Source organism: Nocardia sp. NPDC057353, assembly GCF_042667085.1.
Taxonomy (GTDB): Bacteria; Actinomycetota; Actinomycetes; order Mycobacteriales; family Mycobacteriaceae; genus Nocardia.
The window spans coordinates 24,439-35,711 of record NZ_JBHVAK010000023.1; the positions used below are offsets into that span (position 1 = coordinate 24,439).

Below are 11,273 nucleotides of genomic sequence, written 5' to 3' on the forward strand. Positions count from 1 at the left end.
GACCGGGATCACAGGTGCGGCATCACCTGCTCCGCCACCAGCGCCAGGTGGTCGAGGTCGCTCAGATCGAGAATCTGCAGGTAGACCCGGGTGGTGCCGATCTCGGCGTAGCGGCCGAGCTTGTCGACGACCTCGGCGGGCGAGCCCGCGAGGCCGTTTCGCTTCAGCTCGTCGACCTCGCGGCCGATCGCGGCGGCCCGCTTGGCGACCTCCGCGTCGTCGCCGCCGACGCAGGCGACCAGCGCGTTGGAGTAGACCAGGTCGTCCCGGCGGCCGTGCTCGGCCACCGCGGTGCGCACCCGGTCGAACTGGGCGGCGGAGTCCTCGATCGAGGCGAACGGCATGTTGAACTCGCTCGCGTAGCGGGCGGCGAGCCGCGGGGTCCGGCTCGGGCCCGCGCCGCCGACCAGCACCGGGATCGGGTCCTGCAGCGGCTTGGGCAGCGCGGGGGAGTTCGTCAGGGTGTAGAACTCGCCCGCGTAGTCGAAGGTGTCGCCCGGCGCGGTCGACCAGAGCCCGGTGACGATCGCCAGCTGCTCCTCCAGCCGGGCCAGCCGCCGGTCCGGGAAGGGGATGCCGTAGGCGGTGTGCTCGTCGGCGTACCAGCCCGAGCCGAGCCCGAACTCGACCCGCCCGCCGGACATCCGGTCCACCTGCGCCACCTGGATGGCGAGCGGGCCCGGCAGCCGGAAGGTGGCGGCGGTGACCAGGGTGCCGAGCCGGATGCGGCTGGTGTCGCGGGCCAGCCCGGCCAGCGTGATCCAGGCGTCGGTGGGGCCGGGCAGGCCGTCGGCGTCGCCCATGGCCAGGTAGTGGTCGGAGCGGAAGAACGCGTCGTACCCCAGATCCTCGGCGGTGCGCGCGACGGTCAGCAGGGTGTCAAAGTCCGCGCCCTGCTGCGGTTCGGTGAAGATACGGAGTTCCATGCGGACCATCCTGCCGCAGGTCGCCGGGGTCGGGGTGTGGCCGCCGCCGGGTCGGGTAGCCGCCGCGCATGGCAACCATCGCACCGCTCGCACAGGAACGCACCGGGGCGCCGCAGCGCGCCGTGGTGACCGGATCGGACTCCGGGATCGGCCGGGCGGTCGCCCTGGCGTTGGCGGGCGGCGGGGTCGACGTCGGCGTCACGTACCACGAGGACCAGGCGGGTGCCGAGCAGACCGCCGCGGCCGCGCGCGAACTCGGCGTCACCGCCGTCGTCCGCAGGCTCGACCTCACCGACCTGCCCGCCGCCGCGGCGGTCGTGGACGAGCTCGCCGACGAACTCGGCGGGCTCGACGTGCTGGTGAACTGCTCCGGCACCGGCTCAGCCACGAAGGCCGTCGAGCTCGACTTCGCGACCTGGCGCTCGGTGCTGAGCGTCGACCTGGACGGCGCCTTCCTCTGCGCGCAGCGCGCCGCGGCCAGGATGATCGCGGGCGGGCGCGGCGGCCGGATCGTCAACATCACCAGCGTGCACGAGCACGCGCCCCGGGTCGGCGCGGCGCCGTACTGCGCGGCCAAGGCCGGGCTCGGCGCGCTCACCAAGGTGCTGGCGCTGGAGCTGGCCGAGCACGGCATCACGGTGAACTCGGTGGCGCCGGGCGAGATCTCTACGCCGATGACCGGGCAGGACGACGCCGATCCGCGCGAGCACCCGCGCCCCGGCTACCCGCTGGGCAGGCCGGGGCACGCCGACGAGGTCGCGGCGGTGGTCGCCTTCCTCACCACCCCGGCGGCCGGGTACGTCACCGGCGCCTCCTACGTGGTGGACGGCGGCATGCTGCTCATGGGCCCGCAGGCGAGCGAGCGGCTCACCGACGAGCAGTGGCGCACGCCCTGACCTCGCCGCTGGTGCTCATGGGGGTCTCCGGCAGCGGCAAGACCACCGTCGGCGAGCTGCTCGCGGCCCGGCTCGGGGTACCGTTCACCGAGGGCGACGAGCTGCACCCCGCCGCGAATGTCGCCACGATGCGGGCCGGGACGCCGCTCACCGACGCCGACCGGTGGCCCTGGCTCGACATCGCCGGGGCCCGGCTGGCCGCGGTCGGCGGGGTGCTCAGCTGTTCGGCGCTGGCACGGCGCTACCGGGATCGATTGCGGGCACTGGTGCCAGGGGTGTGCTTCGCGCACCTGGACGTCCCGCGCGCGGAGCTGGAACGCAGGCTCGCCGCCCGGCGCGGGCACTTCATGCCCGCGAGCCTGCTGGCGAGCCAGCTGGCGGCGCTGGAGCCGCTGCGCCCCGACGAACGCGGCTGGACCGTCCCGGCGGCGGGGGCACCGGATGAACTCGCTGCGCACATCGCGGATCTGCTCATACGGCCTGCCCCGGGGGAGCACCGGCCGGTTTGAGTTCGCGGCCCGCTGCCGACCCCGCGCTCCTTTGCCGGGCGGGCGCAGGTGCAGGGCCCGCGCCGCGAGCGCGCGGGCCTGCCGGGCGGAGGTCAGCCCGCCGCGACCAGCTGGGAGCCGATGGCGGTCTCGAAATCGGGCAGGTCGCCGGGGTTGCGGGAGGTGATGAGGGTCCAGCCGTCGTCGGTCGAGCGCACCACCGCCTCGTCCACCCAGGCGCCGCCCGCATTGCCGATGTCGGTGCGCAGCGAGGGGTAGGAGGTGAGCGTCTTGCCGCGCACCAGCCCGGCCTCGACCAGCAGCCACGGGCCGTGGCAGATGGCGGCGATCGGCTTGCCCGCCTTGGCGAACTCGGTGGCCAGCTCCACCGCCTTGGGCTCGGTGCGCAGCTTGTCCGCGTTCACCGTGCCGCCGGGGATCACCAGGATGTCGAAGTCGGCGGGGGAGACCTCGCCCAGCGCGGTGTCGGCGGTGGCGACCTCGTCCTTCTCGGTGTCGTGCCGGAAGGTCTGCACGTCGCCGCGCTCCGGGGCGGCGTGCACGACGGTGGCGTTCTTGCCGAGCAGCCACTGCTTGGGGTCGAGGAGTTCGTCGTGCTCCACCCCGGTCTGCGAGGTGATGATCAGGACCCGCACGCCGTCGAGGTTCTCGGTCATGGTGGGGTGCTCCTTCCGTTCGCCGGATTCGTGCCTTCCGCTGTAGGCGTGCCGCGAGCGGGCGGGCGCAAACCCCCGGACCGGCTAGGGAGCGCTCACCTCGGGGGCCGCGCAGCGCGCGTCGGAGAGGTACGGCACGCACACCCCGGTGGCGTCGGCGAGCAGCATGCGGCCGCCGATGAGCAGCGCGAACATGGCGAGCGCGGCGAAGACCAGCACCCAGAACACCGCGGGCAGCCTGGTGAGCCGTGCCAGCTGGTCGGCATCGGAATCCCTGGCCCCGCTGCGGCTGCGGGTGCGCTGCAGCTCGACCACCGGCCTGATCCCGGCGACCAGCAGGAACCAGGTGGTGAGGTACGCGAACCCGGCCTGCAGCAGGTCGCTGCCGAACCAGGAGACCGCGAAGACCGTCCCGCCGACCACGAACACGGTGAGCGCGCCGTACAGGTTGCGGATCTTGATCAGCACCGCGGCCAGCAGCACGATCGTGGTCCAGAGCACCAGGGTGATCCGGTCGGCGCCGAGCAGCGCCGCGAAGCCGAGCCCGACCAGCGGCGGCGCCGGGTAGCCCGCGAAGGCGGTGAGGATCATGCCGATGCCGTACGGCTTGCCGCTGGAGACGGTCAGCCCCGAGGTGTCCGAGTGCAGCGTGATCGCGCTCAGCCTGCGGCCGGAGAGCAGCGCGACCCCGGCGTGGCCGCCCTCGTGCGCGATGGTCACCGCGGCGCGGGTGACCCGCCAGACCGGCGTGTAGGCCACGAGCAGGAAAGCCACCGCGCCAGTGGCGAGCACCAGCCACCACGGCGGCGGCAGCTGGGTCGAGGTCAGGTTGTCGGCGAGCGACCTGCCCCGGTCGATCAACTCGGCGGAGTCCACCGCCGCACCCTACCGGGCGCGGTTCGATCGCGGTGCCCCGCAGCGGGATCGACTCCGCACCGGGTGCGGGACCTACCGCCGCGGCGCCGTGGCGGTAGCGGCGGCGCGCGAGCGGATCTGCCGCCGCGGTACCCGGCCGGTGGTGGCGGCGCGCGGCCGGGGTGTCAGAGCCGCACGACGGCGCCGGTCTCGGCGGAGGTGCGGGCGGCCTCGAGGACGCGGAGGCCGGTGATGGCGTCGCGGGGGTCGACGGGGGCGGGCGCGCCGTCCAGCAGCGCGGCGGCGACGCCGGTGTAGAAGGCCGGGTAGGCGCCGGGGAGGGTGGGGACCGGCTCGGCGTCCGGCTCCGCGCCGACGGTGCCCCAGTGCGCGGAATCGACCGTCCCCCATGGCTTTCCGTCGTCCGGGCGGCGGCCGTCGCGGAGCGCGGCCTCCTGCGGGTCGAGGCCGTCGACCTGGTATCCGGCGCGGTCGCCGAGTACCCGGAAGCGGGGGCCGAGGCGCGGGGCCAGCGCGCTTGCCCAGAGGTGCGAGCGGGCGCCGGAGGCGTGGTGCAGCGCGACGAAGGCGTCGTCGTCGGTGCTGATGCCGGGGCGCAGCCGGTCCAGTTCGCAGTAGACGCCCGTGACCGGGCCGTTCAGCACCAGGGCCTGGTCGACCAGGTGCGGGCCCAGGTCGTAGAGGATGCCCGCGGCGTCGGCCGGGCCGCCGACCTCGCGCCAGCCGCCCTTCGGGGTCGGGCGCCAGCGCTCGAACCGGCTCTCGAAGCGGTGCACCCGGCCGAGCACGCCCTCCTCGACCAGGCGGCGCACCGTGCGGAAGTCGCCGTCCCAGCGGCGGTTCTGGAACACGGTGAGCAGCAGGGCGGCCCGCTCGGCACGGGCCACCAGGTCTTCGGCCTCCGCGACGGTCACCGTGAAGGGCTTGTCCACGACGACCGGAAGACCCGCGTCGAGCGCCAGGGCCGCCAGCGGGGCGTGGGTGCGGTTCGGCGAGGCGACGACGACGAGCGCGGTGCCCGCGGGATCGGCGAAGAGGGCGTCCGGGTCGGGGAGGACGCGGACGCCGGGGTGCTCGCGGCTCGCCTGCGCGGCCCGCTCCGCCGAGCCGGTGACCACAGTGGCGACGCGCAGCCGCGGGTCGGCCGCGATCAGCGGGGCGTGGAAGACCGAGCCTGCGAGGCCGTAGCCGATGATCGCGACATCGAGAGCGCTCATGGGGTCGACGCTACCGGTGCCGGGGCGATCAGCCCTTGACATCCTCGGTGTTCTTGAGCTCGGACTTCCACTCCCGGAATCCCTCCTCGGTGCGACCCCGCCGCCAGTAGCCGGAGATCGAGGCGGCCCACTCCGCGGGGACGTTGCGCTCGCGGCGGATGTACCGGCGGATGTCGTGCATGACCGCCTGCGCCTCCCCGTGCACGAACACCTGCACCTGCCCGTCCCGCCACTCGGCCGCCCGCACGGTCTCGGCGAGCAGCTCGCCCGCGGGCCGGGAGCCGCGGTGCAGCCAGGTCAGCTCGATGCCGTCCGGCTTGTCCAGCTTGAGTTCGTCCTCCGGCCCTGCCACCTCGACGAAGGCCACCCCGACGGCGTCCGCGGGCATGGCCTCCAGCCCGGCCGCGATGGCGGGCAGCGCCGCCTCGTCCCCGGCCAGCAGGTGCCAGTCGGCGTCCGCGCGCGGGGTGTAGGCGCCGCCGGGGCCGTAGACGTCGACGGTGGTGCCCGGCGCGACCGAGGCGGCCCACGGCCCGGCGATGCCCTCGGCGCCGTGGTAGACGAAGTCGGCGGCGAGCGTGCCCGCCTCGACGTCCACGCTGCGCACGGTGTAGGTGCGCAGCACCTCGATGCCGTCCTCCTGCGGGAAGATCAGCTTCACGTAGGAGTCGCTGTGCTCGCTGGGGCGGAAGGCGGCGAAGCCGGGGCCGCCGAAGTGCACCCGGATCAGGTGCGGGGTGAGCTGTTCGGTGCGCAACACGGTGAGGGTGGTGCGGGGTCGGGCCACGGGGCTACCTCCGGTATGGGTAATAAGGGTTGCCTTACTACGCTACGCTCCGATCGCCGTGCCGGGGTGCCCGCCCTGGTCAGGCCAGCTCGCGCTGGACCGCCTCCGGGCCGTCGAAGGTGCGCTCGGGGAGGGCGCCGAGCGCGTCCAGCACGTCGTCGCCCGCGGCGTTGGTCCTGGCGGCGGCCAGCAGGTCGTTGCGGTCGGCCGGGTAGTCGACGCCGGACAGGGACTTCTGCACCTGGGTCGGGTTGACCTGTGTCATCGCGGACTCCTCTCGGCGGTGGGACCCCGTGGCTCTACCACCCGCCACCCCGGGGCAAACCCGCGGTGTGCGCAGGCGCGCGGCGGGTAGGGCGCCGGGGAACGGACGTCGACAAGGAGGCCGGAATGCGAACCGTGGTGTTCGGCGCGTCGGGCAATGTGGGGACCGCCGTGCTCTCCGCGCTGATCGGGGACCCCGCCGTCGGGAAGATCAGGGCGGTGGCCCGGCGCATCCCCGCCGATCCCGCCCCCGGCGTGGAGTGGGTGCGCGCCGACATCCGCACCGACGACCTGGCGCCGATCTGCGCGGGCGCGGACGCCGTGGTGCACCTGGCCTGGATGATGCAGCCCATGCACGCCCCGCTGGACACCTGGCGCGGGAACGTCACCGGCACCGAGCGGGTGCTGCGCGCGGTCGCCGCGGCCTCGGTGCCCTCGCTGGTGTACACCTCGTCGGTGGGCGCCTACTCGCCCCGCACCGACCTGCGCCCGGTCGCCGAGAGCTGGCCCACCGACGGCAGGCCGACCGCCGCCTACACCAGGGAGAAGGCGTACGTGGAGCGGTTGCTCGACACCTTCGAGTGGGAGCACCCCGGCTGCCGGATCGTGCGGCTGCGGCCCGCCTTCGTCTTCCAGCGGGCCGCCGCCGCCGAGCAGCGCAGGCTCTTCCTCGGGCCGTTCTTCCCCAACCGGTTGCTGCACACCGGGGCGATTCCGGTGCTGCCGCTGCCCGCGAGCCTGGTCATGCAGGCGGTGCACGCCGCCGACGTGGCCGCGGCGGTCGGCGCCGCGCTGGTCCGCGAGGTGGGCGGGCCGTTCAACCTGGCCGCCGAGCCGGTGCTGGACCGGACGCGGCTCGCCCGGGTCTTCGGCGCCCGCCCGGTCACCGTCCCGGACCGGCTCTTCCACGGCGCGCTGGCGGCGGCGTGGGGGCTGCGGCTCGCCCCCGCCGCCCCCGAGCTCTTCGCCGCCTTCCTGCGGCTGCCGGTGCTGGACAGCGGCCGGGCCGCCGCCGAGCTGCGCTGGCGTCCGCGCTACACCGCCGAGGAGGCGCTGCGCGAGCTGCTCGACGGGTTGCGCGACGGTGCCGGTGGGCCGACCCCCGCACTCGCCACCGACGCGGGCGGGCGCTGGCGCTGGCGCGAGGTGCGCTCCGGGATCGGCGGCTACGACCCGGTGGACCGGGAGCCCGCGGCGCCCTGAGCGGTCGGCATCGGCGCGAGGTTCTCCCGCGCGGCGGCCGCCCCGCGCCGTTCGGTCCTCCGCCGCCGTGCGACGATCCTCCTCGCCGAGCGACCCCCGGAGAGGACACCGTGACCCGCCCCCACCTGCCGGACGCGCCGCTCGCTCTCACCGCGATCCTCACCTTCGTCACCGGCGTGGTCGACGCCGTCGGCTACCTCGGCCTCGACCGCGTCTTCACCGGGAACATGACCGGCAATATCGTCATCCTCGCCATGGGGTCGGCGGGCGCGGACGAGCTCCCGGTGCTCGGCCCGCTGGTGGCGCTGGTCGCCTTCGCCGCCGGTGCCTGCACCGCGGGGTTCGTGCTGCGCGAACCGCCGGAGCGCTGGAACACCAGGATCACCGCGCTGCTCGGCACCGGCGCGCTGATCCTGGCCGCGCTCACCGCGGGGCTGCTGCTCGCGGGGGAGCACGACACCCCGGCCGTGCAGGTGCCGGTGGCGGCGGCGACCGCCGCGGTCATGGGCCAGCAGGCCATGGTCGCCCGCGTCCTGGCGGTGCGCGAGATGACCACCGTCGTCGTCACCTCCACGCTCACCGCGCTGGCCGGTGAATCGCTGGTGCGCGGCGGCGCGGAGGCGGTGTGGAACCGCCGGCTGGGGGCCATCGCCGCGATCTTCCTCGGCGCCATGACCGGCGCCGTCCTGCTCCGCCTGCACCTGGCGGTGCCGATGGCGCTGGCCGCCGCGCTCACCGCCGCCGTGGCCGCCGCCGGACACCGCCTCCTGCGCTAACCCTTCCGCCGAACCTCCGGCACAGCCTCGGCTTCCGGCGCAGGTTTCGGTGTGGGCCCGCCGTCCGGCGCGAGCCTGCCTTCCGCCGCGAGCCCGCCTTTCGGCGCGGGCTCGCCGTCCGGCGCAAGCCTGCCGTCCGGCGCAAGCCTGCCGTCCGGCGCAGGCTCGCCGTCCGGGGCGGGCTCGGCCACCAGTGCGCAGGCCGCGACCATCGCCGCCGCCGCGACCGCCACGGCGACGAACACCAGGTGCGTGCCCGCCGCCAGGTCGGCGGGGTGCGGCGGGTCGACCGTGCCGACCCTGGAGTTCACCAGCGCGCCGAAGACCGCGACCCCCACCGCGCTGCCGATCGAGCGGGTGAACATGACGGTCGAGGTCACCACCCCGCGCTCGCCCCACGCCGCGTGCGACTGCGCGGCGATCAGCGTCGGGGTGGAGACCAGGCCGAGCCCGGCGCCGATCAGGAAGCAGGAGAGCGCCACCTGCCACAGCGGCGATGCCGCCGAGACGAGCAGCGTCGTCGCCGCGCCGACGGTGCCGAGCAGGCTGCCGAGCAGCGCGGTCCGGCGGAAGCCGATCCGCAGGTAGAGCCTGCCCGCCTGGGAGGCGGTGACCGGCCAGCCGAGCGTGAGCACCCCGACGGTGAGCCCGGCGGCCAGCGCGCTCGCGCCGAGCACGCCCTGCGCGAAGGTCGGCACGAACGAGGTCACGCCCATCAGCACCGCCCCGACCAACAGCGAGACCGCCGCGGCCGCCAGCACCGGGCGCTGCGCGAAGAGCCCGAGCGGCAGGATCGGATCCGGGGCCCGCCGCTCGACCAGGACGAAGAGCAGCAGCGCCAGCCCGCCGCAGGCGAAGACGCCGATCCCGGCCGGCGAGCTCCAGGCCCAGCCGGTGCCGCCCTCCAGCAGCCCGAGGATGAGCGCGCCCGCGCCGAGCGTGAGCAGCACCGCGCCGAGCAGGTCGATCGGGCCGCGCTCGCGGGTGCCGCGCTCGCGGAAGTGCCGCACCAGCATCCACGCGGCGACCGCGGAGAGCGGCAGGTTCACCAGGAAGATCCAGCGCCAGTCCAGGTAGTCGGCGAAGAGCCCGCCGAGCAGCGGCCCGAGCACCGAGGAGGCGGCCCACACGCTCGCCATGTAGCCCTGCACGGTGGCCCGCTCGCGCAGCGTGTACAGATCGCTCGCCATGGTCATGGTCATCGGCATGATGGCGCCCGCGCCGATGCCCTGGATCGCCCGGAAGACGATGAGCCAGGTCATCCCGGTGGCGAGCCCGCAGAGCAGCGAGCCGAGCGCGAAGACGGCGATCCCGCCGAGCAGCACCGGCTTGCGCCCGACCGCGTCGGCGAGCTTGCCGTACAGCGGCACCGTCACCGCCTGCGCCAGCAGGTACACCGAGAACAGCCAGGGGAAGCGGTCGAAGCCGCCGACGCTCTCGGTGATCGCGGGCACCGCGGTGGCGAGGATGGTGGAGTCCAGCGCGATCAGGCCGGAGGCCAGCATCATGGCGGCCAGGATCGGGCCGCGCTCGGAGCGGAATCCGACCCCGGCCCCCGGGCTCGGTGACACGGGGGTGTCGGTGGACACGGACGCGCTCCTCGAGGTCGTTTGATCTGCTATCGAATCTATCGGGCCGGATCCGCCTCGCGCACTCGGGTTTCCGCCATCCCGGCACTGATAGAGTGAGGGTCTATTCGTCTCATCTATTCGGGGGTGGCACATGGACGTGTCGAGGCTTCGCGGCATCGCGCCCGATGCCGATTCCCTGCTCGGCCGGTACCTCGGCGACCGTCGCTTCGCGCTGGCGCTGCCCCGCGCGGTCGGGCTGCAGATCCTGCACCCCTCGGTGGCCGCCGCCATCGTGGCGCACTCGCCGAGCTCGCTCTGGCACCACAAGAAGCGGGTGGTCTCGCACCTGGTGTACCTGGCGTACACCCCGCGCGACCCGCACCCGGCCGTCCGCTACGGCCACGAGCTGGTGCACGGCGTCGACAGCAGGGGCCGCCGCTACCACGGCCTCAACCCCGAGCTGTTCTTCTTCCAGCACGCCACCTACGTGGACACGCTGGTGACGGCGATCGAGACCTTCGCCCGCCCGCTGCGCGCGACCGAGAAGGACGAGCTCTACGCCGACTGCTGCCGCTGGTACCTGCGCTACGGCATCTCCGCGCGGGTGATGCCGGAGACCTGGGACGGCTTCACCGAGTACCTGGACCGGGTCTGCGCCACCGAGCTCGCGGCCACGCCGGACAGCGCCAGGCTCGCCCCCGCGCTGCTGCGCCCGGACGCCTGGTGGCCGCGCACCCTGCCGGACGCGGCGGTGCGCACCCTGCTGCACCCGCGCACCAGGGAGCTGCTCGAGGTCCGGCTGCGGCCGGGTGACCGGGCGGCGAGCGCGGCGCACGCCGCCACCGTGCGCGCGGTCATGGGCGGGCTCACCCCGCGGGCCAGGCTGCTCCCCGCGGCGCGCCGCTGAGGACGGAAACGGCCGCTCCACGTCGGTGTGTCGGATCGGTCCGGGCCGATGAGGTAGTTTGGCCGCTGAAGGCCGCTCGGTGTCCAGCCACGGGCACGTGGGCGGTCTCGACATTGGCGGAGGTTGTTGATGATGATCCCGGACACTGACGGAGCGGTCGCCCGGTGAGCGCTGAGGACAGGGCGTTGGACGTCCGTACCGAGACGGTCGGGACGACCGTCGTCCTGACGGCGGCGGGTGAGATCGACATGGCGTCGGCGCCCGACCTGCAGTCGGCGGTGGAGGAGGCGTTGCGGGCGGAGCCGCCCGTGCTGGTGGTCGACCTGTCCGGCGTCGGGTTCTTCGGCTCCGCCGGGCTCAGCGTGCTGCTCGTCGCCGCCGAGGCGGCGCCGGAGCGCTCGCTGCGGGTGGTGGCGTCCGAGCCGGTGCGCAGGCCGATCGAGATCACCGGCCTGGACCGGGTGCTCCAGGTCTTCGCGACCAGGGACGACGCCCTGGCGTCGGAGGGCGTGCGCCCCTCCGAGTGACGGTCTCGCCGCGGCGCTCGGCACCAGCCCCCGAGCGTCGGCGGCGTGGCACAGCTCCCGGTGCCCGTGAACCGACGGGCACCGCACCTCCCACGGCCCGCGAACATCGCCCCACGAGCGCAACCGCGCACCCCGGCCATCACCCGCACCGGGCAATC

General features: G+C 74.7%; 13 protein-coding genes. 6 read left to right on the forward strand and 7 right to left on the reverse strand.

Annotation, left to right across the window (positions count from 1 at the left end; translation table 11 throughout):
• Positions 1–8: 8 nt before the first annotated feature.
• Positions 9–926, reverse strand: coding sequence for an LLM class F420-dependent oxidoreductase (locus ACFUUZ_RS14455; protein ID WP_378696138.1), 918 nt, complete (start codon positions 924–926; stop codon positions 9–11).
• A gap of 68 nt (positions 927–994) precedes the next feature.
• Between ACFUUZ_RS14455 and ACFUUZ_RS14460 the strand changes: the two genes are divergently transcribed.
• Together ACFUUZ_RS14460 and ACFUUZ_RS14465 are read left to right on the forward strand one after the other, a co-directional pair.
• Positions 995–1,822 carry an SDR family oxidoreductase gene (locus tag ACFUUZ_RS14460; protein WP_378696140.1) on the forward strand — a complete coding sequence of 276 codons (828 nt, stop codon included), beginning with the start codon at positions 995–997 and terminating at the stop codon, positions 1,820–1,822.
• Between the two features lie 17 nt (positions 1,823–1,839).
• Positions 1,840–2,331 (forward strand): gluconokinase, encoded by a 492-nt coding sequence (locus ACFUUZ_RS14465; protein ID WP_378696272.1) that lies wholly within the window; start codon positions 1,840–1,842, stop codon positions 2,329–2,331.
• Between the two features lie 92 nt (positions 2,332–2,423).
• Here ACFUUZ_RS14465 and ACFUUZ_RS14470 read toward each other — a convergent pair whose 3' ends face one another.
• From ACFUUZ_RS14470 to ACFUUZ_RS14490, 5 genes are all read right to left on the reverse strand, one after another.
• The gene (locus ACFUUZ_RS14470; RefSeq protein ID WP_378696142.1) at positions 2,424–2,987 is read right to left on the reverse strand and encodes a type 1 glutamine amidotransferase domain-containing protein; all 564 of its coding nucleotides are present in this window, start codon (positions 2,985–2,987) and stop codon (positions 2,424–2,426) included.
• An 84-nt stretch (positions 2,988–3,071) separates the two neighbouring features.
• Positions 3,072–3,863: a M50 family metallopeptidase gene (locus tag ACFUUZ_RS14475; RefSeq protein ID WP_378696144.1), complete on the reverse strand. Its 792-nt coding sequence runs from the start codon at positions 3,861–3,863 to the stop codon at positions 3,072–3,074.
• Positions 3,864–4,027: 164 nt separating this feature from the next.
• Positions 4,028–5,080: a Gfo/Idh/MocA family oxidoreductase gene (locus tag ACFUUZ_RS14480; RefSeq protein WP_378696146.1), complete on the reverse strand. Its 1,053-nt coding sequence runs from the start codon at positions 5,078–5,080 to the stop codon at positions 4,028–4,030.
• A gap of 28 nt (positions 5,081–5,108) precedes the next feature.
• Entirely contained in the window at positions 5,109–5,867 is a 759-nt protein-coding gene (locus ACFUUZ_RS14485; protein ID WP_378696148.1) for a siderophore-interacting protein, read from the reverse strand.
• A 79-nt stretch (positions 5,868–5,946) separates the two neighbouring features.
• Entirely contained in the window at positions 5,947–6,132 is a 186-nt protein-coding gene (locus ACFUUZ_RS14490; protein WP_378696150.1) for a DUF2795 domain-containing protein, read from the reverse strand.
• Positions 6,133–6,257: 125 nt separating this feature from the next.
• Here ACFUUZ_RS14490 and ACFUUZ_RS14495 point away from each other — a divergent pair, with 125 nt between their 5' ends.
• Positions 6,258–7,334 carry an NAD-dependent epimerase/dehydratase family protein gene (locus tag ACFUUZ_RS14495; RefSeq protein ID WP_378696152.1) on the forward strand — a complete coding sequence of 359 codons (1,077 nt, stop codon included), beginning with the start codon at positions 6,258–6,260 and terminating at the stop codon, positions 7,332–7,334.
• A 110-nt stretch (positions 7,335–7,444) separates the two neighbouring features.
• Complete coding sequence (locus ACFUUZ_RS14500) at positions 7,445–8,110, forward strand: YoaK family protein (protein ID WP_378696154.1); 666 nt, start codon at positions 7,445–7,447, stop codon at positions 8,108–8,110.
• On the opposite strand, the gene ACFUUZ_RS14505 is transcribed toward ACFUUZ_RS14500, so the two are convergent.
• A complete protein-coding gene (locus ACFUUZ_RS14505; protein WP_378696156.1) occupies positions 8,107–9,699 on the reverse strand; it encodes an MFS transporter in 1,593 nt (530 codons plus the stop codon). The two genes, ACFUUZ_RS14500 and ACFUUZ_RS14505, sit on opposite strands and share 4 nt — an antisense overlap.
• 133 nt (positions 9,700–9,832) lie before the next feature.
• Between ACFUUZ_RS14505 and ACFUUZ_RS14510 the strand changes: the two genes are divergently transcribed.
• Together ACFUUZ_RS14510 and ACFUUZ_RS14515 are read left to right on the forward strand one after the other, a co-directional pair.
• The gene (locus tag ACFUUZ_RS14510; protein ID WP_378696158.1) at positions 9,833–10,588 is read left to right on the forward strand and encodes an oxygenase MpaB family protein; all 756 of its coding nucleotides are present in this window, start codon (positions 9,833–9,835) and stop codon (positions 10,586–10,588) included.
• 164 nt (positions 10,589–10,752) lie between these two features.
• The gene (locus ACFUUZ_RS14515) at positions 10,753–11,115 is read left to right on the forward strand and encodes an STAS domain-containing protein (RefSeq protein ID WP_378696160.1); all 363 of its coding nucleotides are present in this window, start codon (positions 10,753–10,755) and stop codon (positions 11,113–11,115) included.
• Positions 11,116–11,273: the final 158 nt, after the last annotated feature.

Bases quoted from the DNA above. Each gene is read 5' to 3' on its own strand.
- ACFUUZ_RS14455 (WP_378696138.1), bottom strand. From the start codon at position 926: ATGGAACTCCGTATCTTCACCGAACCGCAGCAGGGCGCGGACTTTGAC.
- ACFUUZ_RS14460 (WP_378696140.1), top strand. From the start codon at position 995: ATGGCAACCATCGCACCGCTCGCACAGGAACGCACCGGGGCGCCGCAG.
- ACFUUZ_RS14465 (WP_378696272.1), top strand. From the start codon at position 1,840: ATGGGGGTCTCCGGCAGCGGCAAGACCACCGTCGGCGAGCTGCTCGCG.
- ACFUUZ_RS14470 (WP_378696142.1), bottom strand. From the start codon at position 2,987: ATGACCGAGAACCTCGACGGCGTGCGGGTCCTGATCATCACCTCGCAG.
- ACFUUZ_RS14480 (WP_378696146.1), bottom strand. From the start codon at position 5,080: ATGAGCGCTCTCGATGTCGCGATCATCGGCTACGGCCTCGCAGGCTCG.
- ACFUUZ_RS14490 (WP_378696150.1), bottom strand. From the start codon at position 6,132: ATGACACAGGTCAACCCGACCCAGGTGCAGAAGTCCCTGTCCGGCGTC.
- ACFUUZ_RS14495 (WP_378696152.1), top strand. From the start codon at position 6,258: ATGCGAACCGTGGTGTTCGGCGCGTCGGGCAATGTGGGGACCGCCGTG.
- ACFUUZ_RS14510 (WP_378696158.1), top strand. From the start codon at position 9,833: ATGGACGTGTCGAGGCTTCGCGGCATCGCGCCCGATGCCGATTCCCTG.